This window comes from Pseudomonas sp. Pf153 (genome assembly GCF_001269775.1).
Lineage (GTDB): Bacteria > Pseudomonadota > Gammaproteobacteria > Pseudomonadales > Pseudomonadaceae > Aquipseudomonas > Aquipseudomonas uvaldensis.
Genome location: NZ_LHVL01000025.1, coordinates 508,866 through 534,900, shown reverse-complemented (window position 1 = coordinate 534,900; position 26,035 = coordinate 508,866). Strand labels below are relative to the sequence as shown.

Sequence of the window (26,035 nt, the reverse complement as noted above, 5' to 3'; positions counted from 1 at the left end):
GGGTCCTTCCTCAAATGGCCTTGGGCCTTGGAGCTTCGTCATGGTTGACCCTTCCGCTTCACCGAGCCGGCCGCCGTTGAGTCCCGCAGCCCTGGCGCTGCGCCTGAGTGGCATCGCCGTCATTGTGGCCGCGTTGGGCGGGGCGTTTGCCTACGTCAACGGCTCCCTTGACCCACAGCGACTGACGCCCGATGCGCTGGTCAATGTGCTGGAAAAAAATAACGGTGTTCACCCCGGTTTTCGACGCAACCATTCAAAAGGTGTCTGCGTTGCCGGCTATTTCGAAAGCAGCGGCGAGGCACGAGCCTATTCCCGAGCCCAGGTGTTCATGGAGTCGCGCACGCCGGTAGTCGGACGTTTCGCCTTGCCCAGTGGGAATCCTTACGCACCGGACGGCAGCGTGCCGATCCGCAGTCTTGCGCTGCGTTTCACCCAGGCCAACGGCCAACAATGGCGTACCGGCATGAACAGCATGCCGGTGTTCCCGGTGGGTACGCCTGAGGCGTTTTACCAGTTCCAACAGGCTCAACTGCCCGACCCGGCCACGGGCAAACCCAATCCGGCGGCGGTGCCGGCGTTTTTTGCCGCGCATCCGGAAGCCATGCCGTTTCTGCAATGGATCAAGACGGCCAGGCCGTCGGCCAGTTATGCCACTGAAACCTATAACGGTATCAACGCGTTTTATCTGGTCAATCAGGCAGGGCAACGTCAGGCGGTGCGCTGGGGCGTGGTGCCCTTGAGCCAGGATACGGCGGACGCAACGCCACCCCAGGGGGCCGACTTTCTCGAACAGGACCTGGCCAAGCGCCTCGCTGCCGGACCGTTGCGCTGGCGGTTGAACATCACTTTGGCCAACCCGGGGGATCCAGTAAACGACGCCAGCAAGGTCTGGCCCGCCGATCGCAAGGTGCTCAATGCCGGCACGCTGGTACTGGAGCGCACCCAGGCGCAGGACAACGGTGAATGCCGCGACATTAACTACGACCCGCTGATCCTGCCCAGCGGTATCGAAGGTTCCGAAGACCCGTTGCTGGTCGCACGGTCCGCCGCCTATGCCAGGTCCTACTTGCGGCGTGCCAGTGAAGTGAATCCATTGCCCGCCAACCAGGAGTCCCGCCCATGAACGCCCCCCATCACTTCGCGCCGCTGGCTCGGTTGCTCCACTGGCTGATGGCCCTGATGATCATTGCCATGCTGTTCATAGGCGCGGGCATGGTGGCTTCGGTGTCCGAGCGTCATGAGTGGCTGCTGCAACTGCACAAGCCGTTGGGGGTGGCGATCCTGCTGTTGGTGATCGTGCGTCTGGTGGTGCGGTTCACGACTCGGCAGCCGTCGCTTCCCGCCGATCTGCCGGGCTGGCAGGCGTTGGCGGCCAAAGCGTCGCATGTCCTGCTGTACGCCTTGATGCTGGTGTTGCCGTTGTTGGGTTGGGGAATGATTTCAGCGGCCGGGGACCCGGTGATGCTCAGCGACACGCTGCAACTGCCTTCGATTCTACCGGCGGACGCACCGACCTTCGCGCTGCTGCGCAAGGCCCACGGTTACCTGGCGTATCTGTTGTTCCTGACCGTGCTGGTGCATCTGGCGGCGGCGCTGTTTCACGGTTGGGTAAGACGGGATGAGGTGTTGGACAGTATGTTGCGGGGTAGAGATCGGACTTGAGACGGATGAAGGTTTTGTGGCGAGGGGATTTATCCCCGCTGGGTTGCATAGCAACCCAACCCCCTCGCCACAAGGAGTGCTTGCTTCAGCGCAACTCGTCGACCATGTCCGCCATGGTACTCAATACATCCTTGCCCAGTTGCATCGAGCGCTTGCCGGACCAGCCTGTGTGCGGGTTCGGGTGGTCGTTGTGGTCTTTGAAAGGCATTTCCAGGGTCAAGGAAAGGCAGTCGTATTTCTGACCGACTGCATTACAGGCCAGCGTCATGTTGGCCTGGCCCGGTTCGTCCCGGGTGTAGCCATAGGTGGTCTGGAAGTCTTTGGTCTGGTGTTTGAGGTGGCTGCGGAAGCGTTCTTCGAGTTTCGCAATGCGTGGCGTGTAGCCTGGATTGCCTTCGCAGCCGGCCGTGAATACGTGAGGAATTTCCTCGTCGCCATGGACGTCCAGAAACAGATCGACGCCGTATTTCTCCATTTGCTGCTGTACGAAAAACACCTCAGGGCTTATCTCCTGGCTGGCATTCTGCCAGGCGCGGTTGAGATCCTGGCCCATGGCGTTGGTCCGCAGATGGCCATGGAACGCACCGTCCGGGTTCATGTTCGGTACCAGGTACAGGTCGGCCTTGGTCAATAGCCGGTTCAGTTGTGCATCGTCCTTGTCCTCGAGGCGTTCGATCACCCCTTCCATGAACCATTCGGCCATGTGCTCGCCAGGATGCTGCTGGGCGATGATCCAGATCTTGCGTTGGCCTTCGGCACCGCTGCCTTTGCGCAGCAATTGAATGTCGCGCCCTTCGGCGCTTTTACCGGTGGCCAGTTGTTCGATTCCGGCCTTGTGTTGTGCCTGCTCGATCAACCAGTCGTGTCGGCCACGGCTGTAGGGTTCGAAATAGGCGAACCAGGCATGAGACTGTTCGGCTTCAAGATGAAAACGCAGGGCATCGCCTTCGAACTGAGTAGGGATGCGGAACCAGTTGACGTGATCGTAGGATGCGACGGTCTGATAACCCGTCCACGCCTTGTTGTAGGACGATTGACTGGCATTGAGCAGTCTGAAGGAATATTCCTGACCAACGTGAAGACCGCTGGCTTTGAAGTGGAACCATTGGAAGTGGGCGCTGCGGGTGTCGGGTCTGATTTTCAGCAACGACTGCAACGGGTTGCTGATGTCCACGACTTCGATGTTGCCGCTGTCGAAATTGGCAGTGATATCAAAAGAGGATTTAGCCACGGTCACGATTCCCGAAAAGGATTTTTATGGCCGTTACTTTACACGCTGGAAAAGAAAAATCGGGACGATTTGCATCATGCGCGAAGGGGGCGTCCTCCCTGGACGCAAAAGCAGCTTAGAGAGTCTGCAATTGATTCTCAAGTGCTGCCTGTCAATAGTTTTCACCGCGATGGCGGGTGATGTTTGTCAACGGGTTTTCATTTGCTATCATCGCCGCCATCAAAATCAGCCACACCCAAAAGACTTCATTAGCCTGAAGCCATAAGCCGAAAATCGGCCAAAAAAAGACCCGGCAAAAAGCCGGGTCAAAAACCGTGATTAGCCTGATGAGGAGATATTCCAGAAGTCCGACCTAAGGTCTTCTGGTCTATCGACTGATCTCGCGACCAGCTGATGCAATAATAATCATTATCATTTGCAAGTCAAATGATTTTATTGCATTCATTGGAAAAAATTTTCCTGCCGGTCGCGTCCGCCGCGCCATTCCCAATGGTTACGCCTGACGGGTAGGGTAGCTATCCAGCGAGCGGTCAAGCATTGCCTTGACCAGATCAATCATATGCACCACTGAAAATGCCAGGTCACGGCTCGAACCTTCCAACCGATTGGCTGACTCGTGGGCGGTGGCAGCTGCGCAGCGCAGCAGGTCGCACGCGTGAACCAGGGCTTCTTCTCCGCTGATGTTGCGGTTCACGTCGAAAAAACGATGCTCTTGAGTCTCTGAAACACCCGGTTTCAAGTAGTAATCCAGGGCCCGCTGGGCGGCCGGGCAATCCTGTAGCGAAGGGAACGCGCTGTCGAAAGGGTTGATAGGCTCGTCTTTGTTGGCAGTGTCCATGGTATCGAGGTTCTCCGTGAGGGGCTTGGATCCTCGATTCAGAATAGTACTAATCGTAATTGTGACGGCGATTTAAATACTACAATATGTGTTTTGATGGTGGAGATCATCCACGTATCGTGCCGCTCATGGATAAATGGATAGAGTTGGTCAAGGCCAAGATGAAGGAGCTGCGCGTCACGCAAGTGGTGCTCGCAGAACGTTTGGGAATGTCTCAGGGCGGCGTCGGCCATTGGCTGACCAAGCGCCGGCAACCCAGTGTCGAAGACATGAACCGGGTCCTGCAGGAATTGGGCATGGAGTTCCTCGAAGTGGCGATGGTGATCCGCGAGCCGGACACATCGACCGAAGAGGGGATGGCCCTGGCGCAAAAGTACAACCCGTACTTCCGCTACCCGGTGAGCGACTGGCAGGATGTTGGCGCAGTCCGCGAAGGTGCTCCTGGCGATTACAGCCAGGCACGCTTTGAGCTGACGGACTACCACGCGCAAGGAGACGCGTTCTGGCTGGTCGTGGTGGGGGATGCGATGACTGCCCCGACCGGGTTGAGCATTCCCGAGGGGATGTCGATCCTGGTGGACCCGGCCATCGAGGCGGTGCCCGGCAAGCTGGTGATCGCTCAGTTACCGGGTTGCAGCGATGCGACCTTTCGCAAACTGATCGAAGAGAGCGGGCAGCTTTACCTGGTCCCGCTCAATCCGACATACCCGAAAAACCTGTACACCGAGCAGTGCCACATTATCGGTGTCGTCGTGCAAGCCACTATCCGGTTCTGATCGTATCGGCCCCTGGGACGGGCCGATATCTACTCCTCGAATGCCACCAGCGTGCTGCCTTCGCTGACCATATCGCCTTCCTGGCAATACAACGTTTTGATCACGCCGGCCTTGGGCGCACGGATGCTGTGTTCCATCTTCATGGCTTCCAGCACCACCAGTTGAGTACCTGCTTCCACTGTCTGGCCGGGGCTCACCAGCACCCTGACGATGCTGCCGTTCATGGGCGCGGTCAGGCCACCCTGGTGGCTGTGGCTGGCTTCGGCGGCGGCCAGCGGATCGTACAGGTCGATGCGGTGCAGATCCCCGTTCCACTGCAGATACAGGCTGTCGCCCAGGCGTATGACGCGATGGCCACAGCGCAGGCCGTTATGCTCGATGATCAGTTGCTCGCCACGCAGCTCCGCGGCCGCAGCCTGGAGGTCCAGCGTCACCGCCCGGTCCTGGCCGTCGCAGCTCAAATGCAAGGTGGTTTCCCCTGGCAAGCCCAGGCGCAGTCCGGTGGGACGGGACCAGGGCGAGCCGGCATCGTCGGATCGCTGGCGTGGCGTCAGGCTCAAGGCGAACCCTTGGGCTGCGGCGTACCAGAATGCGTCGTCCAGTTCACCAGATTCCGGCAGCAATTGCGTCTGGTAACGTGGGATAAATCCGGTGTCCAGTTCGGCCGCCGCGAAGGCCGAATGAGCCAGAATGCGCCGCAGGAAGCCGATATTGGTTTTCAGGCCACCGATGGCAAATTCGTCGAGCATGCTCAACAACCGCAACCGTGCCTGTTCACGGTCTTCACCCCAAGCGATCAGTTTGCCGAGCATCGGGTCGTAGAAAGGTGAAATTTCGTCGCCTTCCTCCACTCCGCTGTCGACGCGACGGCCGGGTCCTGCCTGGGATTCACGGTACAAGGCCAGCCGCCCCGTAGCGGGCAGAAAGTCATTGGCCGGATCTTCGGCGTACAGTCGCACTTCGACGGCGTGGCCTCGCAGGGGAACCTGCTCCTGGGTGATGGGCAACGGCTCACCCTGGGCGACGCGGATCTGCCAGGCGACCAGGTCCAGGCCGGTGATGGCTTCGGTGACCGGGTGCTCGACCTGCAACCGGGTGTTCATTTCCATGAAGAAGAACTCGCCCCGCGAATCCAGCAGGAATTCCACCGTGCCCGCGCCGACGTAGCCGATCGCCTGGGCCGCACGCACGGCGGCTTCGCCCATCGCCTTGCGCAATTGCGGGGTCAGGCCTGGGGCGGGCGCTTCTTCCACCACCTTCTGGTGACGGCGCTGGATCGAACAGTCCCGTTCGTTGAGGTACAGGCAGTTGCCATGCTGATCGGCAAATACCTGGATTTCCACATGACGCGGCTTGAGCAGGTACTTTTCCACCAGCATCCGTGAGTCGCCGAACGACGACTGCGCTTCACGTTGCGCCGAGGCCAGGGCTTCGGCCAACTGGCTGACGTCTTCGACGACTTTCATGCCTTTGCCGCCACCACCGGCCGTGGCCTTGAGCAGGACCGGGTAGCCGATGCGCCCGGCGGCGTCGCGAAAGGTATCCAGGTCCTGGGCTTCGCCATGGTAACCAGGCACCAGGGGGACGCCGGCGGTTTCCATCAGCGCCTTGGCCGCGGATTTACTGCCCATGGCGTCGATGGCCGACGCCGGCGGGCCGAGAAAGATCAGCCCGGCATTTTCAATCGCCCTGGCAAACCCGGCGTTCTCTGAAAGAAAGCCGTAGCCCGGATGAATGGCCTGGGCGCCGCTGGCGTGGGCCGCGGCAATCAGTTTGTCGATCTGCAGGTAGCTTTCGGCGGCCTTGCTGCCGCCCAGGTCGACGCGTATATCGGCTTCGCGGCTGTGGCGAGCGTCGCGGTCGATGGCGCTGTGCACCGCCACAGTGGTCAGCCCCATGGCCTTGGCGGTGCGCATCACGCGGCAGGCGATTTCACCGCGATTGGCCACCAGCAATGTGGTGAGGACGGGGGCGGTCATCAACGCGACTCCTTATGTTTCGACGCGGCAGGGGGCGTATCGGCTTGCCAGTTTGGCGCCCGTTTTTGCAGGAAGGCCCGCAGGCCTTCCTGGCCCTCGGGACTGACACGGATGCGAGCAATGGCATTTTCCGTATACCGCCGCAACGCCGGGGTAAGGGCACCGCTGCCGACTTCGCGCAGCAGTTCCTTGCTGGCGCGCATGGCCGCCGGGCTGTTGAGCAGCAGGTTGCCGATCCATTGTTCGACTTGGGCATCCAGCGTCTCGGGCGGGTAGCTTTCCGACAATAAACCGAGTTCTTTCGCACGCTGGCCGCTGAAGCGTTCTGCGGTAAGGGCGTAGCGTCGGGCCGCTCGCTCACCAATGGCCTGCACCACGAACGGACTGATGACCGCCGGTGCCAGGCCAATGCGCACTTCCGACAGGCAGAATTGCGCATCATCGGCGCCGATAGCCATGTCGCAGGCGCTGATCAACCCCAGGGCGCCGCCGAACGCCGCACCCTGAACGACCGCCAGCGTAGGAATTTTCAGCTTGGCCAGGTTGTACATCAACTCAGCCAATTCCCGGGCATCGTCGAGATTGGTGTGGTAGTCGAGTTCGGCCGACTGTTGCATCCAGGCCAGGTCGGCGCCGGCGCTGAAATGTTTGCCACGTCCCCGGATCAACAGGAAACGCAGGTTTGGATCATTGCCGATATGGTCGAGGGCAAGGATCAGCTCGCGGATCATTTCGGCGTTGAAAGCGTTGTTTTTCGACTCGCGACTCAGCCACAGGGTGGCGACGCCGCGTGGGTCGGTGAGCAGTTCGAGGGTGTTGAAGTTATCCATGGACATTTCCCGGTTACATCCGGAACACGCCGAAGCGGCTCGGTTCAATGGGGGCGTTGAGTGACGCGGACAGGGCCAGGCCCAGTACGTCGCGGGTCTGGGCCGGGTCGATGACGCCGTCGTCCCACAACCTGGCGCTGGAATAGTAGGGGTGACCCTGTTCTTCGTACTGGTCGAGGATCGGTTGCTTGATCTCGGCTTCCTGCTCGGCGCTGAACGGGTGACCGCTGCGTTCGGCCTGTTCGCGCTTGACCTGCACCAGCACCCCGGCGGCCTGTTCGGCCCCCATCACGCCGATGCGTGCGTTCGGCCACATCCACAGGAAACGTGGGTCATAGGCCCTCCCGCACATGCCGTAGTTACCCGCACCAAAACTGCCACCGATGATGACGGTGAATTTAGGCACCCGGGCGCACGCCACCGCGGTGACCAGTTTTGCGCCGTGCTTGGCGATGCCACCGGCTTCGTATTTTTGCCCGACCATGAACCCGGTGATGTTTTGCAGAAAAAGCAGTGGAATGCCCCGCTGGCAGGCCAGTTCGATAAAGTGCGCGCCTTTTTGCGCCGCCTCGGCAAACAGGATGCCGTTGTTGGCGAGGATCGCCACCGGGTAGCCGTGCAGGTGGGCAAAGCCGCACACCAGCGTGGTTCCGAACAAGGCCTTGAACTCGTCGAATACCGAACCGTCCACGAGGCGTGCGATCACCTCTCGCACATCGAAAGGCTGTTTGGCATCGGCCGGCACCACGCCGTACAGCTCTTCGCTCGAGTACAGCGGGGCGATCGGCGTGCGGGCCTGCACGTCACCGAGTTTGCGCCAGTTGAGATTGGCGATGCTGCGGCGGGCCAACGCCAGGGCATGCTCGTCGTTGTCGGCGTAATGGTCGGCCACGCCGGAAGTCCTGCAATGCACATCCGCACCGCCCAGATCCTCGGCGCTGACCACCTCACCGGTGGCGGCTTTGACCAACGGCGGGCCGGCGAGGAAGATAGTGGCCTGCTGGCGAACCATGATCGCTTCGTCGGCCATCGCCGGTACATATGCGCCACCGGCGGTGCACGAGCCCATGACCACCGCAAGCTGCGCGATACCCTGGGCGCTCATGTTGGCCTGGTTGAAGAAAATCCGTCCGAAGTGCTCGCGGTCCGGAAAGACTTCGTCCTGACGGGGCAGGTTGGCGCCACCGGAGTCCACCAGGTAAATGCAGGGTAGGCGATTCTGCTGGGCGATGGCCTGGGCCCGCAGGTGTTTCTTCACCGTCAGCGGGTAGTAGGAACCGCCTTTGACCGTCGCATCGTTGGCGACAATCATGCATTCGACACCTTCCACGCGACCGATCCCGGCGATAACGCCGGCGGCAGGGACGTCTTCGCCATAAACCTGATGGGCGGCCAACGGGCTGATCTCCAGAAAGGGCGAGCCCGGATCCAGCAGCCGGTTGATGCGTTCGCGAGGCAGCAGCTTGCCCCGTGAGGTATGGCGTTCCTGAGCCTTGGCGCCACCCCCTTGCCGGATTTGATCGAGCAAGGTGCGCAGGGCCTCGACCTGGCCGAGCATGGCATCGCGGTTGACGATGAACTCCGGCGAGCGGGGGTTGAGCTGAGTGTGCAGCGTGGCCATGGTCAGCTCCGTTAGCGAGTTTCGTTGAACAGTTCGCGGCCGATCAGCATCCGACGAATCTCACTGGTGCCCGCGCCGATTTCGTACAGTTTGGCGTCACGCAGCAGACGTCCGGCGGGGAACTCATTGATATAGCCGTTGCCCCCCAGGATCTGGATGGCGTCCAGAGCCATTTGTGTGGCGCGTTCGGCGGTGTAGAGAATCACCCCGGCGGCGTCCTTGCGGGTGGTCTCGCCGCGCTCGCAGGCCTGGGCCACCGCGTAAAGGTAGGCGCGGCTGGCATTGAGTTGGGTATACATGTCGGCCACCTTGCCCTGGATCAGCTGGAACTCGCCGATGCTCTGGCCGAACTGTTTGCGGTCATGGATGTAGGGGACGATGAGGTCCATGCAGGCCTGCATGATTCCGGTGGGGCCGCCGGACAGCACCACGCGTTCGTAGTCGAGGCCGCTCATCAGGACCTTTACGCCACCGTTGAGCACACCGAGGATGTTTTCTTGCGGTACTTCGACGTCATCGAAAAACAGCTCGCAGGTGTTGGAGCCGCGCATGCCGAGCTTGTCGAACTTGTTGCTGCGACTGAAGCCTTTCCAGTCGCGCTCGACGATGAATGCGGTGATGCCGTGGGGACCCTTTTCCAGGTCGGTCTTGGCGTAGATTACGTAAGTGTTGGCGTCGGGGCCGTTGGTGATCCAGGTCTTGCTGCCATTGAGCACGTAACGATCACCGCGCTTGTCGGCCCGCAACTTCATGGACACTACGTCGGAGCCCGCGTTGGGCTCGCTCATGGCCAGGGCGCCGACATGTTCGCCGCTGATCAGCTTTGGCAGGTATTTGGCTTTCTGTTCGTGATTGCCGTTGCGGTTGATCTGGTTGACGCAAAGATTGGAGTGAGCGCCATAGGAGAGAGCGACCGAGGCCGAACCGCGACTGATTTCTTCCATCGCCACCACATGGGCGAGGTAGCCCAGCCCGGCGCCGCCGTACTCTTCCGGTACGGTAATGCCCAGCAGGCCCATATCGCCGAATTTGCGCCACATGTCGGCAGGGAACAGGTTGTCACTGTCGATCTGAGCCGCGCGAGGGGCCAGTTCGGCCTGGACGAAGGCTTGCACCTGGTCACGCAACATGTCGATGGTTTCGCCGAGGGCAAAATTCAGGGATGGGTAGCTCATGGGACACCTTTGGCTTTTTTGTGGGTGCGGAGGAGCGATGGGATGGCTCTCACCTTTACGTTAACGTAAACCTGCGATGGGTGACTGTCAATCGCCCTTTACGTTAACGTCAACTTGAGCGAGAGTAAGGACGCTGCATCAGCTTTCCTGTGGCGAGGGAGCCTGTGTGCATACGGTTCACCGATACACCCACTAATAAAGACAAGAGGGAGCATCATGGATCAACCCGGTTCGCATTCGCAGCTCAGCTATACGCGAGGTTTGCAGGCCAAGGACCTGCTGGCGCAAACCATCGGCGAGGCTTTCGACCAGACCGTGCAGCGGTATCCCGATGGTGAGGCGCTGGTGGTTCGTCATCAATCGGCGCGTTACACCTGGCGAGAATTGGCCGAAGCTGTCGACCTGCACGCTCGGGCCTTTCTGGCGCTGGGTTTGCAAACCGGCGACCGCCTCGGTGTATGGGCACCCAATTGCGCCCAGTGGTGCATCAGCCAGTTCGCCAGTGCAAAGATTGGTGTCATCCTCGTCAACATCAACCCGGCCTATCGCACCTCCGAGCTGGAGTATGTGCTCAAGCAGTCCGGGTGCCAGTGGCTGGTGTGCGCTGGGGCGTTCAAAACTTCCGATTATCACGCCATGTTGCAATCTCTTGCGCCGGAGCTGGCGCAGCAGTCGATCGGCCATCTGGACAGCGAGCGCTTGCCGGACCTGCGAGGCGTGATCAGCCTCGATCTACAGCCGCCGTCAGGCTTTTTGCCCTGGTCGCAACTGGCGGCGCTGGGCATGGCGGTATCGCCCGCGCAACTGGCTGAACGCGAGGCCGGCCTGCACATCGATCAGCCGGTCAACATTCAATACACCTCTGGTACCACTGGCTTTCCCAAGGGCGCGACCCTCAGTCACCACAATATTCTCAACAACGGTTACATGGTGGGTGAAAGCCTGGGCCTCACGGCCAACGATCGGTTGGTGATCCCGGTACCGCTGTATCACTGTTTCGGCATGGTGATGGGCAACCTGGGCTGCATGACCCACGGCAGCACCATGATCTATCCCAACGACGCTTTCGATCCGTTGCTGACCCTGACCACCGTGGCCGAGGAAAAAGCCACTGCGCTTTATGGTGTGCCCACCATGTTCATTGCCATGCTGGACCACCCTGAGCGACGCGAACTGGACCTGTCCAGCCTGCGCACGGGAATCATGGCCGGCGCGACTTGCCCGATCGAAGTGATGCGGCGGGTCATCAGCGAGATGCACATGGCCGAATTGCAGATCGCCTACGGCATGACGGAAACCAGCCCGGTGTCATTGCAGACCGGTCCTTCAGACGAATTGGAATTGCGCGTCACCACTGTCGGCCGTACCCAGCCGCACCTGGAAAGCAAGATTATCGACGAGGCTGGCGAAGTCGTCCCTCGAGGGACTATCGGCGAGCTGTGTACCCGCGGCTACAGCGTGATGCTCGGTTACTGGAACAATCCCAAGGGCACTGCCGAGGCTATCGATCCAGATGGCTGGATGCACACCGGCGACCTGGCGACCATGGATGAACAGGGTTATGTCTGCATCGTCGGACGCAACAAGGACATGATCATCCGCGGTGGCGAGAATATTTATCCTCGTGAACTGGAAGAGTTCTTCTTTACCCATCCGGCGGTGGCCGACGTACAAGTGATCGGCATCCCGTGCTCGCGTTATGGCGAAGAGATCGTCGCCTGGATCAAGTTCCACCCCGGCCACAGTGCCACCGAACAGGAACTGCAGGCCTGGTGCAAGGAGCGCATTGCCCACTTCAAGACACCGCGTTACTTCAAGTTCGTCGAGGCGTTTCCGATGACCGTCACTGGGAAGATCCAGAAATTCCGCATGCGTGAAATCAGCATTGAAGAAATTTGCGACAGGGAATGCTGAGGCTGACCACAAGGAAAAACCCAAACACCAGACAGCACAAAGGGGAGCCGAAGCTCCCCTTTAATTTTGTCGTCGCGTGCTCTTTTTATTATTGAGGGGCGGCCTGTTGTTGTTTTTGGCAGCCGTGACCCTTTACCGCTGTTTTGGGCGATCCCCATCCGGGATCAAGAGCAAACGTATTTTTTTGAGCGCTGATCTGCTTTTTCGCTTCGCGATCCAACCGATTCGGGTACTACCTGACGGTAGTCTTATTCTTCTCTGCCCGGTTGCGGGTTGCTCCTGGAAGCACCCTGAAAAGCACATCTTCTCCAAAAAAATCTGTTAGCTGCGTCTCTGCCGTGTTGTTTTTGTTATGTCAGAGTCGTTTCGTCTTGTTTTTATTGGTTTGCTACTTTTTTATTCTTGTTATGCCAGAGAGAAAGCAGGTGCCGTGCCAACTTTTAAAAGTCCTTTAAAATCAATGGCTTGATTTTTCCGGGCGCCGTCGAGGGCACGGCAGATCTGACAAATTGTTTCCGTGTTACTCGTTTCGCCGTCGTTACAAACGAGGCAGGTAACACTCACGACGCGCTGCGTGCCTTGGCCACCCGTGAACCGGTCGGGCGACCCAGCACGTCACAGATCTGTCGGCCCGCGTGAATCAATGCATCCAGGTCAACCCCGGTTTCAATGCCCAAGCCGTTGAGCAAATACAGTACGTCTTCGGTGGCGACGTTACCGCTGGCGCCCTTGGCGTAGGGGCAGCCGCCGAGCCCGGCAATGGAGCTGTCGAACACGGCGATGCCTTCCAGCAGGCTGGCGTACACATTGGCCATGGCTTGACCGTAGGTGTCATGGAAATGCCCGGCGAGCTTGCTACGCGGCACTTGTTCGCCGACCACCTCGAACATCCGGCGGGTGGCGCCTGCGGTGCCTGTGCCGATGGTGTCGCCCAGGGATACTTCATAGCAGCCCATCGCATACAACTCGCGGGCCACCCAGGCGACCTGCTCAGGCTTGACCGCGCCTTCGTACGGGCAGCCCAGCACGCAGGACACATAACCCCGCACGCTGACGCCGCTCTGCTTCGCAGCCTCCATGATCGGTGCGAAGCGGTTCAGGCTTTCCTTGATGGAGCAGTTAATGTTGCGCTGGGAAAACGCTTCGGACGCCGCGGCGAATACCGCCACCTCCGTGACGCCGGCCGCCAGTGCATCCTCGAAACCCCGCAGGTTCGGTGCCAGAGCGCCGTAGGTGACGCCGGGCTTGCGCTGGATTTGTGCAAACACATCGGCGGAGCCGGCCATTTGCGGCACCCATTTGGGCGAGACAAAGCTGCCGACCTCGATGTAACCCAGGCCAGCGGCGCTCAAGGCATCCACCAGGCGAACTTTGTCGGCGACGCTGATGGGTTGGGCTTCATTCTGCAGGCCGTCGCGGGGGCCGACTTCGATCAGGCGTACAAAGGAGGGGAGGGACATGGAGATTGACCTGTAGTGGTGGGGCTCATCAGGTCCAGTGTGGGAGCGGGCTTGCTCGCGAAAACGGTGTGTCAATCGACAGATGAGTCGAAATAAATCCGCGTTCGCGAGCAAGCCCGCTCCCACAATGGATCCGTATCGTTACTGGACGGTTTTTTCACCCTTGAGCGTCTGCTCCAGCGCCTGGATGCAGCGTTCTTCGGCGGTGTCGAGTTCAAGCTTCATCTGTTCGATATCGAGCAATTGCTGTTCGAGTTGTTCCCGGCGCTCGGCGATCTTGGCCAGCATGCTGTGCAGCTGTTTCTGGTTGCCGCTGGAAGGGTCGTAGAGTTCGATCAGTTCGCGGCATTCGGCCAGGGAAAAACCAATACGCTTGCCCCGCAGGATCAGTTTCAGACTGACCTTGTCCCGCGGCGAATAGATGCGTTCCTGCCCACGTCGTTCGGGGCTCAGCAAGCCTTGTTCCTCATAGAAACGAATGGCCCGGGTGGTGATGTCCAATTCGCGGGCAAGGTCGGAAATGCTGTAGGTCTGGCTACTCATGGAAGCGCTCGAAACGGAAGGGGCTGGGGCTAAGCTAATGGCAGGTTGACGTTCACGTCAAGCAAAGCGCTCTGGAACTCAGGGACCCAAAACCTGTGGGAGCGAGCCTGCTCGCGATAACGCGGCACCTTCAACATCAAAGCAACCTGATCCACCGCTATCGCGAGCAGGCTCGCTCCCACATTGGATCGTTTCCCCGTTTTTAGTCGCCTAGACCGTCTCCAGTTTCCTCTCATGCGCTGTCACCTGCTGGCACAGCTCGATCATCTGCTCGCGCATCCAGCGGTTGGCCGGGTCCTGGTCGGTGCTTTCATGCCAGTAAAGATGGGTTTCCACTGGCGGCACATCGTTGACCGGCAGCAGGAAGGCATGCAAATCGTGACGACGCGTAAAGCGTTCAGGCACGGTCATGACCATGTCAGTCTGTTGTAACACCTGGGAGGCCATCAGGTAATGTTGGGAGCGCAGGGCAATCTTGCGCTGGATGCCCATCTTGCCGAGGGCGAGGTCGACATAGCCCAACCCGTTGCGCCGGCTGGAAATATGAACGTGGGTCTGGGCCAGGTAGTCATCGAGGCTGAGCTTTTCCTTGCCCGCCAGCGGGTGCCCCTTGCGCATGGCGCACACATAGCGATCTTCCATCAGCTTGACGTGACGCACTTGCGGGTCGGTATTGAGCGGCGCGTCCACGGCAAAATCGAGGCGGCCAGCGGCAAGTTCCTTGGTGGTTTCGCGACGCTTGGACAGAAAGCTCTCGATGGCCACGGTGGGCGCCAGTCGGCGCAGGCGCTGGAACAGCGGCGGCAGAATCACGCCTTCGGTGAGGTCGGTCATGCTGATGCGGTAGGTCTTGACCGCCTGGAGCGGGTTGAAGATCCGGCTTTCCTGCACTGATACCCGCAGCAGCGACAAGGCATTGCGCACCGGGCCGATGATGTTCTGGGCCATGGGCGTGGGGACCATGCCTTGGGCGGTGCGTACGAACAGCGGATCGTTGAACGTCTCGCGCAGGCGCGCCAGGGCATTGGATACCGCTGGCTGGGTGATGCCGACGATCTGCCCGGCGCGGGTCAGGTTGGCTTCGGTGTAGATCGCATCGAAGACAATAAAAAGGTTGAGGTCGACCTTGCTCAGATTCATGCGCTGCACTCTTGTTCTTGGACTGTTGTGAGGTGCCAGGTGGCGATGCGAATCAGTGAAACATATATCGGTGATGAATGTTAATACACGCCGAGAATAGGTTAGGTAAATTTTCGTAGCTGAACTAGGATCGATTTCATGACCTAAAACAACCTCTGCCAAGAAGGTGCTCTCATGGATTTCGCGTATTCCCCCAAGGTTCAGGAGCTGCGTGAACGCGTCACGGCGTTCATGGACGCCTACGTCTACCCGGCCGAAGCGGTATTCGAACGGCAAGTGGCTGAAGGCGACCGCTGGCAGCCCACGGCCATCATGGAGGAGCTCAAGGCCAAGGCAAAAGCCGAGGGGCTCTGGAACCTGTTCCTGCCTGAGTCTGAGCTGGGCGCCGGCCTGACTAACCTGGAATACGCGCCACTGGCGGAGATCATGGGGCGCTCCTTGCTGGGCCCGGAGCCGTTCAACTGCTCGGCACCGGACACCGGCAACATGGAGGTGCTGGTGCGTTACGCCAATGAAGAACAGAAGCAACGCTGGCTGGAGCCGTTGCTGCGTGGCGAGATCCGTTCGGCCTTCGCCATGACCGAACCGGACGTCGCCTCTTCGGACGCTACCAACATGGCCGCCCGTGCCGAGCGCGACGGCGACCAGTGGGTGATCAATGGCAAGAAGTGGTGGACCTCCGGTGCCTGCGACCCGCGTTGCAAGATCCTGATCTTCATGGGGCTGAGCAACCCTGATGCGCCGCGCCATGCCCAGCATTCGATGATTCTGGTTCCGGTGGACACCCCTGGGGTAAAAATCGTACGACCGCTGCCGGTGTTCGGCTACGACGATGCGCCTCACGGCCACGCTGAAGTGCTGTTCGACAACGTGCGGGTGCCGTACGAAAACGTGCTGCTGGGTGAAGGACGTGGTTTCGAAATTGCCCAGGGGCGCCTTGGCCCAGGCCGGATTCACCATTGCATGCGTTCTATCGGCATGGCCGAGCGAGCATTGGAATTGATGTGCAAACGTGCGGTGAGTCGCACCGCTTTCGGCAAACCGTTGGCGCGGCTGGGCGGTAACGTCGACAAGATCGCCGATTCGCGGATGGAAATCGACATGGCGCGGCTGCTGACCTTAAAAGCGGCCTACATGATGGACACCGTTGGCAACAAAGTGGCCAAGAGCGAAATCGCCCAGATCAAGGTCGTGGCGCCCAACGTGGCCTTGAAAGTCATCGACCGTGCGATCCAGATTCACGGCGGTGCCGGGGTTTCCAACGATTTCCCGTTGGCCTACATGTACGCGATGCAACGCACCCTGCGCCTGGCCGACGGCCCGGACGAAGTCCACCGCGCCGCCATCGGCAAGTTCGAGATCGGCAAGTACGTGCCCAAGGAAATGCTGCGCAGCGGGCGCTGAAATATCATTTCACCCCGGTGACGCCATCGCGAGCAGGCTCGCTCCCACAGGATACAGCGGCGGTCATCAATCTTTGCGTCTGCCATAGCAACCTGTGGGAGCGAGCCTGCTCGCGATACGTCCTTGAATCTCACCACAGGTTAAAGGTCACTCCTTGACGCTCATGTACTCCTCGGCCCAGCGGATGTATTCCTCGGGTTGGGTGTACGTGTGGGTCAGTTCGGTGGCGCTGAGGTCCGAAGCCTGAGTGAAGATCTGCCGTTGTTCGCGAAGGCTGTCGTAGGTGGCCTTGATGGCCGCGAAATAGGCACCGTGACCGTCGATGGTGACCCGCACACCCAGCTCGGCGAGGCGCTTGTCGTCACGAAGGAGCGGGTTGCCGTAGGTGACGAGCATCAACGGTACGTTCAGGTTCTCGCTGATTTTCTCCAGATGCTCGAAGTCCTGCACGCCCACCATGCAGATCCCGTCAGCCCCGGCCCGCTCATACTGTTGGGTGCGGCTGATGATTTCCTGGACCGGCAGGATTGCGGCATTGGTGCGGGCGATGATTGCCATTTCCGGATCGACCCGGGCTTCCAGCGCTGCACGAATCTTGCCGACGCCTTCAGCGACGCTGATCAGGTCGGTGGATTTGCGCCCGAATTGTGCCGGCAGCAGCGTGTCTTCAATTGTCAGCGCCGCGACGCCGGCGCGTTCGAGTTCGATGATCGTGCGCATCACGTTCAGGGCGTTGCCATAGCCATGGTCGGCGTCGGCGATTACCGGCAATTGGGCGACACGACCGATACGGGTGGCCTGTTCGGCAAATTCGCTCAGGGTGATCAGCGCAAAGTCCGGCGCGCCCAACACTTGCAACGATGCAACCGAGCCGCCCAGGATACCCACTTCAAACCCCAGGTCGGCGGCAATGCGCGCCGACATCGGATCGAACACCGACGCGGTGTGGTAGCAGGTCTGGGAAGCCAGCAGTTGGCGGAAGTTACGGCGTAAATCTTGATGGGAAAGCCTGGACATATAAGTTCCACCAATGGAATGGAAGGGCTTGAGCAAAAGTGTCAACGCCGAAAGTACCAAAGGCTATCACGTGGCTACCACCCAGATGATGACGAATGTGCATGGGCTATGTTGGCAGCGCATCAAAAGGCCGCGGACCTGAGGTCGGCGGCCTGGGTCATGCACCCTTCATTACCGGGCTATTCAGCCTTGGGCCGGAACGCTCCAGATTTTCTTGATCTCATGAATATTTCCGACGTTGAAACGTGTCGGGAAGCCAGGAATGGTGCAGTAGATTTCGCTGCTCAATTGGGTTGCGGTATGGACCACATTGGTTCCCGCTCGCAGCAAAGGGGCTTCGTCCCAGTTGTTCATCAGATTGTTCATGTTTCTTCCTTTTAGTTTATTGGGCAGCGTAAGGCTGCCCGGGATTGAGCAATGACAGCGTCTGTGTAAATAACGCTGTTTCTTGCGCGGCAATGCCGGGGTAAAGCGGCATGTAGTGCTCGTCGAAACACCAGGCTTCGTCGATCTTTTTTGACGTCTCGGGATGAATGAGCAAACTCAATGACGCGGACATTGACTCAGGGGCAACTTGTCTGTGGATCTCTCTCAGCGCCGGCATGTATAAAACTTCGCCAGGTGCGAGTTTGACTGTTCGCTCTTTGCCTAGTCGGGGTGTCCTGCCTGATTGCAGAGGCAGGTCGTCCAGTATTTCGCGTATGACAGTGGTGTACCCGTCGCCGCTATAGCCAACGGCATACATTTCAAAGTCATGGCTATGATTCAGGTCGTAAATGAATGTCTCGCTTTCGTCGTAAGTATCAACCGGCGACCAGAAGCCCATGCGAAGGGTGAATAGATCATTGCTGTACAAAACAAAAGCATAAACGTTGTAAAGACTGTTATGCGTAGCAAAACCGTCCTGCTGGATCGTGGCATGGAGATGGTCGCTCAATAAGGAACGATTGGTTGCCAGTTGCCGGAGGTCTTCGATGATGTGAGTGTTGTCACGCTGCAGATCATAAGTGCCCAGCCGTGCAACAAATGTTTCCAGCTTCATGCTGCCATCTCCAATGGATGCAACAGTTGGTCCAGTCGCGGGTTTTGGTGTCGTTTCAACAGTGGGAGGTAGCTCAATGCATGCCGTGGCGCAGCCTGATAAAGCAACTGGAAGGCCTTCCATGCCACGGCGGGGTGATAGTGGTAGATCAGCTCCTCGGCCACGGCGGTCCCCTTGGGATCCCGAATCGTTTCGAGCAGCTCCAGACTCACGAGGTACCGGGCGGCACTTTCATCGTGAGGGAGCCAGGCGACTTTTTTCAGCGAAGTTCGATCAAACACGCCGATGTCCGAACTTTTGTTCAGCAGGTTGATTCTGCCTGCCAGTCGGGCTGAAGTCTGGTGTACTTGGCCATAGTCGAAGACTGTTCGACTGCCCTCGATGACCAGTGGCTTGTTCGGCCTGACAGTAACGACATCGGTTTTTTCAAGTTCATTATCGTGACGTGCATATCGCTGGACTTCGAAGGGGTGGTCAAGTGCGAATAGAATACTTTTCCCCGGTACCGAAAACAGGTGTGGGGAGGGCCTGTTATGGGTAATGGTCGTGAGGGTGATATTACCGATCCCTGTGCAATGCAACGTCAGGGTTTTTGTGTGAGGGTTGACCATGCGCATAATGGTTGCGCGTCGGGATTGTGCTGTGGCAAGTGTCTCGTTGTCACACAGCGTGGTAATCAGTTCATTGATTTCCGTTGCCATGTTTAATGTTTTTATTCTTTTCATAATGTCTTCCAGTGGCAATGGATTGGAAATCAGATTCTTGATCATGAGCGTCTTTTCGTTGCAGTGAGTTGGTGTTGGGAAGTATGGATTTTGACTGTGGGAGTGGCAATTATGGAATTGTCGATAAGTATTGCCGATGAACTAAGTGCTTATCGAGCAATCATGCAGCTCGGCATTTTTTCGATGTATAGAACATGTCCCCTCATGTTGCTGAGGGGATCGAAAAGAGTCTGGTGAGGGGGTGATGGTAAGCAGGGAAAGCGTGGTCAGGCCACTGCTTTGGATAAGGTATTTATGTTCAGGCTACGCCGCTACGGCCTGCCGGGCCTGACTGAGCAGCGGCACCGCCCGTACTGTGTCACCGGGTTGCATTTGCAGTCGCTTGGCGGTGAGTCGATCGACGAGCAGGCTATGACCGTGCAGATGGGCCCGTGCGCTGGTAACCCGGCAGTGCGCCAGGCGACGGTTGTGGATCAGCCACACCGGCGCCTGTTCATCCGGCGTGCCGATGGCCAGGGCCAGCGATTGGCTGTCGCGTACGCTGCGGATTTTCGAGACCGATGCTTCGATCACCGGGCCGCCGTCGAAAATGTCGATATAGCCCTTATGGCTGAAGCCTTCGGCACCCAGGATCTTCAGGGCCGGCTCGGTGTTCGGGTGGGCGCGGCCGATCACAGCCTGGGCCTGTTCGGTGAGCAGGCAGGTGTACAGCGGTTGGCGCGGCATCAGTTCGGCAATGAAGGATTTGTTGCCCATCCCGGACAACTGATCGGCGTAGCTGAAGTCCTTTTGGAAAAAGTGCCGGCCCAGGCTGTCCCAGAACGGTGAGCAACCCTGCTCGTCGGCGTGGCCCCGCAGTTCGGCAATCAGTTTTTCGCCGAACAGTTGGGAGAACTCCGCGACGAACAACAGCCGCGCCAGGGACAGCAGGCGCCCGTTATGGCCGTGACGCTGGGCCGGATGCAGGAACAGCGAGCAGACTTCCGATTGCCCGGTCATCTCGTTATTGAGGAACAAGGTCGGGATCTGACGCTGTATTCCCAGCTCCGGCGCAGAGCTGACGGTGACCCCGACCCGGTAGTTGTACCACGGCTCCCGCAGCCCGACCGCACCGGTCAGGGCACTGATACCGACCACCTGTCGGTCATCGTCCTCGAGCACGAACAGATAGTCGGCGTCGGCGCGTTCGACTTGCCCGGCAAAAGTGCGCTGGGCCCAGCGCACACGGTGGGCCAGGCGCTCTTCGTTGGCCGGCAGGCTGGTGACGCCAGGGCCTGCACAACGCGCGAGCTCCAACAGCGCAGGCAGGTCGGTGATGGCGACCGGGCGGACAATCATGATGCAGCTCCTTGATTCTGTCGGCCTTGAGGTGTTGGCAGGGCCCGACTTCCCGCGACGTTCATAAGCTGACCATCCGGATCCGCTCGCCTTCGGTGATTTCCAGCGCCGTGAGCATGTCAGGTGTCAGGGCCACGGGGCCCTCGGCATTGACGTCCAGCTCGGCCACGATGGCCCGATAACCTCCAAGGTCGTCGTTACTGACCAGATAACGGCCCCGTGCGTCGATCTGCGAGCCTTTGCAAGCCTGGGCCACACGACTCTGGGCGATGGATCGGATGCACGGGACACGGGCGTGCAACGTTGGTCCGCCATCGAATAAATCCACGTAGCTGTTGGTTTCGAAGCCCTCGCGTTCCAGAATGTCGAAGGCTTCCTGTCCATCGGGATGCACCCGGCCGATGCACGCCTGGGCCTCGGGCGACAACATCGGCACATAGATCGGGTACTGGGGCATCAACTCGGCGAGAAAGGTGCGACTTTGCAGGCCGCATAGGCGTTCGGCTTCGGCGTAGGGCAGGGCGAAGAAATGCTGGCCGATGGCATCCCAGAACGGTGATTGGCCGTCATCGCTGCTGTAGCCGACGATTTCAGTGATAACCGATTCGGCAAAGCGTTGCGGGTGTGCGGCGATGAACATCAGCCGGGCTCGGGACAGCAGTTCCGATTCCGGGGTGCGTACCCGCTCGGCATCGATGTGAAAACCGCGCAGCAGTGTCTGGCCATTGAGGTCCTGGCACACCGATAATGCGGGTACACCATGCTGGATGTTCAGTTCCCGGGATGAGCTGGAAAACGGACGGTTACGCAGGCTATAGAACGGTTCGTTGCAACCGGTTCGGGCGAGAATCTCCGAACAGCCCACCAGGCGGCCGGAGGCCAGGTCTTGTAGGACGAACAGGTAGTTCTCCCCGCCCGGGCTTTGCACATCGGCCTCGAACGAGGCGCATGAGTCGAGGATTTTCTCCCGCAGGCGCTCGGTGTCGTCTGGAAGCGAAGTGACACCCACCAGGCTGTCGCGGGCCAGCTGCTGCAGTTGCGGCAAATCGCTCAATTGAACTGGACGTAAGGCCAGCATGGATTGCACTCCTGTTCCAGAGCCCGGTGGCCGCACCGGGCGTGACGATCACTGTCGATGTCCACGCGTTGTAACCGTTGTGTTGTATCAAGGCGGCGCCGGGCAGCCGGCAGCCACCGTTTGACCTCATTGACCCGCTGGGTCGGGCAGGGCCGTGCCGGCAGCGAATTTATTGAGCACGCATAGATAGACGATGCCCGCCGCGACCCAGATCAGGCCGAGCTTTTGCGCGTCCACGCCCATGTTGTACAGAATGGCTGCGACGATGCCGAAGCCGATCAAAGGGCAGACCAGGTGACGGATCACTTGCCCGGACCGCTGGCGGCGCCAGTAATGATTGATCACCGTGATATGCAACAGCATGAAGCCGCTCAGTGCGCCAAAGTTGACCAGGGAGGTCAGGGTGTCCACGGCATTGATGAACAGATAGCAGATCAGCAATGACAGTACGGCGACCAGATAAATGCTCACATACGGGGTGTTGTGTTTCGAATGGACCTTGGCCAGCACCTTGGGCAACTTGCCGTCCCGGGCCATGCCGAACAGCAGGCGCGACACCGCCGCTTGTGAGGTGATCGCCACGGCCACGCCCCAGGACAAGGCGGTGGCAACCGCGGTCAGGGTCGCCAGCCAACTGCCGGCCGCCAGTTCGGCGATTTCATAGAAAGCGGTATCGGCGGATTTGAAACCCATGCCGGCCGCCAGGTCGGTGGCGATCCAGGTTTGCGCCACGAAGATCGCGCCCATCACCAGCAGGGTCAGCATCGATGCCTTGCCGACGCTGCGCCCCGGATCACCCTTGATCTCTTCGGCCAGGGTGGAAATAGCATCGAACCCCAGGAATGACAGCACGGCGATCGACACGGCTTGCATCAGCAGGGCGAAGTTGAAGTGATCCGGGCTGTACAGCGGCGCCAGGGTCAGTTGGCCGTTGCCGGCACCGCCGTGCAGGGCGTTCCAGGCGTAGAACAGGAAAATGCCCAGCACCGCCAGTTGCGCCAGCAGGAAGATGATATTCATGCGCGCAGTGAAGGAGATGCCCCGCAGGTTGACGAAGGTTGCGCTCACCAGGAAGGCCAGGATGAAGCCGACCTTGGGAATCTCCGGGTATAGATGATTCAGCGCCATGGCGGCGTAGACATAGAGCAGCGGCGGGATCAGCAGGTAGTCCAGCAGCATCAGCCAACCGGCGATGAAGCCTACGTGTGGGTTGAGGCCCCGTTGTGCGTAGGAATAGACGGAACCGGCTACCGGAAATGCCCGGGCCATGCTGCCATAGCTCAGCGCAGTGAACAGCATCGCCACCATGCCGATGATGTACGCCAGTGGCACCATGCCAGGCGCCTCGGCATTCACGTAGCCGTACACGCCGAACGGTGCGATGGGAATCATGAAAATCATCCCGTAGATCACCAGGTCCGCCAGCGACAGGCTGCGCTTCAATTCCTGTTTGTAGCCAAATACCTCGATGCTCACAAGCCGTTCTCCTTTTCAGCCGATCATTGATTTCGTTGTGCCTTGTCGCGGGCTTTCTACAGCAACGGCGCCAGGTAGTCGCACCAGGTTCGTACCGCTTCGGGGGTGCGCAACAGATCGTTGCGCACTTCGATCAACACCGAATCCAGGCCGCGGCCATCGCCGTGCACCGGGACTGTCATGTCGCTCAAAGGGTTGATCCGGTAGGGCTGGTTGCCCGCCACACGCAGCGAGTGCCGGCTCAGCCCGTCGACGATACGCTGGGCGTAATCCACCGCTTCGGCGAACAGCACACCGGCCTCCAGGGCGCGAGGCTGGCCATAGAACACCGGCGTGAAACTGTGGATGCCCACCACCCGCACCGGCCGCTGGTCGGCCAGGCGCTGGTCGATCAGCGACCGCAGGCGGTCATGGAACGGGTGGAACAGGTACTGTTGCCGATAAGCGCGAGTGGCCTCGTCCAGGGACTGATTACCCGGTATCTGATAAATCTCGCTCTGGGCCGGGATGCTGTCCGGCACATGGAGCGGGCGGTTCAGGTCGATCAGCAACCGTGAGTAGTTGGCCGCCATCAAGGTTGCGCCGAGCGTTTCGGCCAGGCGCTCGGCCAGGTCCAGAGCGCCGATGTCCCAGGCAATGTGGTCATGGGATGCCGTTTCATCCAGGCCCAGGTCATTCAGGGCGGCGGGGATGAAACGGCTGGCATGTTCGCACACCAGTATCAGAGGATGCCCGGCGTTCTCCCGGATCAACCGGTAGGCGGGCTCGGTATAGAGACCCGACTCGGCACACTCAATAGATTCGCGCATAGTGCTCACAACGCTCGGCAGGTGATAGCGCCTGGGTCAAGGCCAGCTCCTCGGCCTTCAAGGCGAAGTAGGTGTCGACCAGCGGGCCGGGCAAGGCTTCCAGCAGTGCCCCGCTATGACGTAAGCAGTCCAGCGCCTGAGTGAGGGTGGTCGGCAGGGCGATAATGCCACGAGCCTCCCGTTGTGCCTTAGTCAAATCGTCGGGTATTTCGTCGGTGACAGCGTTGAGCGCGAGGCGCTGTTCGATGCCCAGGCGCCCGGCCATCAACAATGCAGCCATGGCCAGGTGCGGCGAGGCGGTGGCGTCCATCGCGCGGAACTCCAGGTTGTACTGGTTCGCCACCGGTTTCGCGCCCAGGCTCACGGTCGGGCAGATACGCAATGCCGCCTCGCGGTTGCGCTGTCCCAGGCAAGCGTAGGACGCACTCCAGTGATGGGGTTGCAGACGTTCATAGGACACCGGTGTCGGCGCGGTCAGCGCGCACAGGGCCGGCAGATAGTGCAGCACACCGGCCGCCCAATGCCGACCGACGCTGGAGAGACCGTTGGCGCTCGTGGCGTCGTGGAGCACCGGGTCGCCGCTCAAGTCTTGCAGGCTCAGGTGCAGGTGTACGCCGTTGCACACGGCATTCTCCGAGGTCTTGGGGGCGAAGCTCACCGCCAGGTCCATTTGCCGGGCAATTTCGCGAGTGATTTCCCGCACGTTCACTGCACGGTCGGCGGCAGCGACGCCCAGGGCGGGGCGGCAGGTGATTTCGTATTGGTGCTTGCCGTATTCGGGCAGGAACATCTCCGGTTCGACACCACCGGCCCGCAATGCACTGAGCAACCATCCGGCGAACCCCGCCTGCTGGCGCTGGGCTTGCAGGCTGAAGGCCAGACGATCGGGTTGAAGCTGGGGAGCCTGAAGGCTGAATTCATGCTCGAAGGCGGCAAAGATTTGCAAGCCCAGCTCGGCGCGGTAGCGCTCCACTTCGTCCTGCAACAGCGTGCGTGGGCACGTGCTCCATGGGCGCCCGTCGGTTTCCCGCACGTCGCAATGGATGAAATCCAGGACGGGGGCCTGAGCATCGGGGCCATTGGTGATGGTTACGCGGCTGGACAGGTCCGGGATCAGCCGCAGATCGCCATAAGCGCCCCAGGGATTGACCGAGGCAATGATGTCCTGGGGGGTCAGGGCACTGTTGGCCGGCACCCAGCCGCAACCGGCGGTGACGTAATGAGGCAGTTCATCGCTGGGAAACGAACGGCCGCGGGTCACCCCGATCAGATCGGTACTGACCAGCGTGGTTACGGGCAGCGGTGCCAGCGGCGTAGCGCCTTCGAGTCGGCTCACGGCAGCATCTCCTGCAAGCGTCCGAGTACGGTGTCGGTATCGGTGATCCAGCAATAGCCCTGGATTGCGTTCAGGCAGGCCAGGTGGCGTTGTTCGGTGTAGGTGGCGCAGGCGTCTTCCACCAGGGTGACCAGGTAGCCGCGGTCGGCGGCGTCGCGCACGGCCATGTCGACGCATTGGTCCGTGACGATGCCGGCGACGATCAGGTGCCGGGTCTCCAGGTTGCGCAATACATAGTCGATGTTGGTGGAGTTGAACACGCCAGAGGACGTCTTGGGCAAGACGATTTCATTCTCCAGCGGTGCCAGCTCGGCGATGATCTGCGCCTGTGGGCTGCCCTTGGGCAGGTGCATGTCCGACAATTTGTGGTCCAGCGAGCGGTCGCGGCCATCGGCGGTGAGGCTTTCGATGTGGGTGTGCAACACGTTCTGCCGGACTGCTCGTAACCCCGCCAGCAGGCGCTGCTGGTTGGGAATCACCAGGTCGCGGGCACGACGGATGAAATAGTCGGCCTCGGGGGCGTCCAGGTGGGCATCGAATTGCGGCTCCAGCCAGGCGCGTTGCATGTCCACCAGCAGCAAGGCGGTGTGGTCGCGGGTGAAGGGCAGGTCCCTGGGGGAGCGGTGGGGGAGTGAGAACAT

At 60.0% G+C, this 26,035-nt stretch carries 24 protein-coding genes; 5 read left to right on the top strand and 19 right to left on the bottom strand.

Annotated elements, in window-relative coordinates; genetic code table 11:
* The first annotated feature begins 40 nt into the window (after positions 1 to 40).
* Complete coding sequence (locus tag AD666_RS17585) at positions 41 to 1,123, top strand: catalase family peroxidase (RefSeq protein WP_053154637.1); 1,083 nt, start codon at positions 41 to 43, stop codon at positions 1,121 to 1,123.
* Positions 1,120 to 1,662, top strand: a complete 543-nt coding sequence (locus tag AD666_RS17580; RefSeq protein WP_053154634.1) for a cytochrome b — start codon at positions 1,120 to 1,122, stop codon at positions 1,660 to 1,662. Before AD666_RS17585 ends, AD666_RS17580 begins: the two co-directional genes overlap by 4 nt.
* Positions 1,663 to 1,747: 85 nt before the next feature.
* Here AD666_RS17580 and AD666_RS17575 read toward each other — a convergent pair whose 3' ends face one another.
* Positions 1,748 to 2,899, bottom strand: a complete 1,152-nt coding sequence (locus tag AD666_RS17575; protein ID WP_053154625.1) for a M14-type cytosolic carboxypeptidase — start codon at positions 2,897 to 2,899, stop codon at positions 1,748 to 1,750.
* A gap of 487 nt (positions 2,900 to 3,386) precedes the next feature.
* Complete coding sequence (locus tag AD666_RS17570; protein ID WP_053154622.1) at positions 3,387 to 3,731, bottom strand: DUF6124 family protein; 345 nt, start codon at positions 3,729 to 3,731, stop codon at positions 3,387 to 3,389.
* A gap of 128 nt (positions 3,732 to 3,859) precedes the next feature.
* Between AD666_RS17570 and AD666_RS17565 the strand changes: the two genes are divergently transcribed.
* On the top strand, positions 3,860 to 4,507 hold the full coding sequence (locus tag AD666_RS17565; protein ID WP_053154619.1) for a LexA family transcriptional regulator: 648 nt from the start codon (positions 3,860 to 3,862) through the stop codon (positions 4,505 to 4,507).
* Between the two features lie 29 nt (positions 4,508 to 4,536).
* Here the strand turns inward: AD666_RS17565 and AD666_RS17560 are convergent, their stop codons facing one another.
* Genes AD666_RS17560 through AD666_RS17545 form a run of 4 tightly spaced genes read right to left on the bottom strand, consistent with a single transcriptional unit; the run spans position 4,537 to position 10,112 of the window.
* Positions 4,537 to 6,486 carry an acetyl/propionyl/methylcrotonyl-CoA carboxylase subunit alpha gene (locus tag AD666_RS17560; RefSeq protein WP_053154617.1) on the bottom strand — a complete coding sequence of 650 codons (1,950 nt, stop codon included), beginning with the start codon at positions 6,484 to 6,486 and terminating at the stop codon, positions 4,537 to 4,539.
* Entirely contained in the window at positions 6,486 to 7,316 is an 831-nt protein-coding gene (locus AD666_RS17555) for a gamma-carboxygeranoyl-CoA hydratase (protein WP_053154614.1), read from the bottom strand. Before AD666_RS17555 ends, AD666_RS17560 begins: the two co-directional genes overlap by 1 nt.
* Positions 7,317 to 7,329: 13 nt before the next feature.
* Positions 7,330 to 8,937 (bottom strand): carboxyl transferase domain-containing protein, encoded by a 1,608-nt coding sequence (locus AD666_RS17550; protein WP_053154611.1) that lies wholly within the window; start codon positions 8,935 to 8,937, stop codon positions 7,330 to 7,332.
* Positions 8,938 to 8,948: 11 nt separating this feature from the next.
* Positions 8,949 to 10,112: an isovaleryl-CoA dehydrogenase gene (locus AD666_RS17545; protein WP_053154605.1), complete on the bottom strand. Its 1,164-nt coding sequence runs from the start codon at positions 10,110 to 10,112 to the stop codon at positions 8,949 to 8,951.
* Between the two features lie 216 nt (positions 10,113 to 10,328).
* On the opposite strand from AD666_RS17545, the gene AD666_RS17540 reads away from it, so the two are divergent.
* Complete coding sequence (locus AD666_RS17540) at positions 10,329 to 12,026, top strand: AMP-binding protein (RefSeq protein WP_053154603.1); 1,698 nt, start codon at positions 10,329 to 10,331, stop codon at positions 12,024 to 12,026.
* 560 nt (positions 12,027 to 12,586) lie between these two features.
* Here AD666_RS17540 and AD666_RS17535 read toward each other — a convergent pair.
* The 3 genes from AD666_RS17535 to AD666_RS17525 all read right to left on the bottom strand — a co-directional run bounded on the left by AD666_RS17535 (position 12,587) and on the right by AD666_RS17525 (position 15,169).
* Complete coding sequence (locus AD666_RS17535) at positions 12,587 to 13,486, bottom strand: hydroxymethylglutaryl-CoA lyase (RefSeq protein ID WP_053154598.1); 900 nt, start codon at positions 13,484 to 13,486, stop codon at positions 12,587 to 12,589.
* 141 nt (positions 13,487 to 13,627) lie between these two features.
* Positions 13,628 to 14,029 (bottom strand): MerR family DNA-binding transcriptional regulator, encoded by a 402-nt coding sequence (locus tag AD666_RS17530; RefSeq protein ID WP_053154595.1) that lies wholly within the window; start codon positions 14,027 to 14,029, stop codon positions 13,628 to 13,630.
* A gap of 210 nt (positions 14,030 to 14,239) precedes the next feature.
* The gene (locus AD666_RS17525) at positions 14,240 to 15,169 is read right to left on the bottom strand and encodes a LysR family transcriptional regulator (RefSeq protein ID WP_053154592.1); all 930 of its coding nucleotides are present in this window, start codon (positions 15,167 to 15,169) and stop codon (positions 14,240 to 14,242) included.
* 174 nt (positions 15,170 to 15,343) lie between these two features.
* On the opposite strand from AD666_RS17525, the gene AD666_RS17520 reads away from it, so the two are divergent.
* On the top strand, positions 15,344 to 16,573 hold the full coding sequence (locus AD666_RS17520; RefSeq protein WP_053154589.1) for an acyl-CoA dehydrogenase: 1,230 nt from the start codon (positions 15,344 to 15,346) through the stop codon (positions 16,571 to 16,573).
* 147 nt (positions 16,574 to 16,720) lie between these two features.
* On the opposite strand, the gene AD666_RS17515 is transcribed toward AD666_RS17520, so the two are convergent.
* The 10 genes from AD666_RS17515 to AD666_RS17470 form a co-directional block, all read right to left on the bottom strand.
* The gene (locus tag AD666_RS17515) at positions 16,721 to 17,590 is read right to left on the bottom strand and encodes an oxaloacetate decarboxylase (RefSeq protein ID WP_053154586.1); all 870 of its coding nucleotides are present in this window, start codon (positions 17,588 to 17,590) and stop codon (positions 16,721 to 16,723) included.
* Between the two features lie 183 nt (positions 17,591 to 17,773).
* Complete coding sequence (locus tag AD666_RS17510; RefSeq protein ID WP_053154584.1) at positions 17,774 to 17,956, bottom strand: hypothetical protein; 183 nt, start codon at positions 17,954 to 17,956, stop codon at positions 17,774 to 17,776.
* Between the two features lie 16 nt (positions 17,957 to 17,972).
* Positions 17,973 to 18,632 carry a hypothetical protein gene (locus AD666_RS17505; RefSeq protein ID WP_053154581.1) on the bottom strand — a complete coding sequence of 220 codons (660 nt, stop codon included), beginning with the start codon at positions 18,630 to 18,632 and terminating at the stop codon, positions 17,973 to 17,975.
* A complete protein-coding gene (locus AD666_RS17500; protein WP_256222691.1) occupies positions 18,629 to 19,402 on the bottom strand; it encodes a hypothetical protein in 774 nt (257 codons plus the stop codon). Before AD666_RS17500 ends, AD666_RS17505 begins: the two co-directional genes overlap by 4 nt.
* 258 nt (positions 19,403 to 19,660) lie before the next feature.
* A complete protein-coding gene (astA, locus tag AD666_RS17495; protein ID WP_053154575.1) occupies positions 19,661 to 20,695 on the bottom strand; it encodes an arginine N-succinyltransferase in 1,035 nt (344 codons plus the stop codon).
* A gap of 61 nt (positions 20,696 to 20,756) precedes the next feature.
* Positions 20,757 to 21,773: an arginine N-succinyltransferase gene (locus tag AD666_RS17490; protein WP_053154573.1), complete on the bottom strand. Its 1,017-nt coding sequence runs from the start codon at positions 21,771 to 21,773 to the stop codon at positions 20,757 to 20,759.
* 126 nt (positions 21,774 to 21,899) lie between these two features.
* Positions 21,900 to 23,249 carry an APC family permease gene (locus AD666_RS17485; protein ID WP_053154570.1) on the bottom strand — a complete coding sequence of 450 codons (1,350 nt, stop codon included), beginning with the start codon at positions 23,247 to 23,249 and terminating at the stop codon, positions 21,900 to 21,902.
* A 56-nt stretch (positions 23,250 to 23,305) separates the two neighbouring features.
* Positions 23,306 to 24,058, bottom strand: coding sequence for an N-formylglutamate amidohydrolase (locus AD666_RS17480; protein WP_053154568.1), 753 nt, complete (start codon positions 24,056 to 24,058; stop codon positions 23,306 to 23,308).
* Positions 24,042 to 25,394, bottom strand: a complete 1,353-nt coding sequence (locus tag AD666_RS17475; protein ID WP_053154563.1) for a glutamine synthetase family protein — start codon at positions 25,392 to 25,394, stop codon at positions 24,042 to 24,044. The genes AD666_RS17480 and AD666_RS17475 overlap by 17 nt, the downstream gene beginning before the upstream one ends.
* Positions 25,391 to 26,035: an isochorismatase family cysteine hydrolase gene (locus tag AD666_RS17470; RefSeq protein WP_053154560.1), complete on the bottom strand. Its 645-nt coding sequence runs from the start codon at positions 26,033 to 26,035 to the stop codon at positions 25,391 to 25,393. Before AD666_RS17470 ends, AD666_RS17475 begins: the two co-directional genes overlap by 4 nt.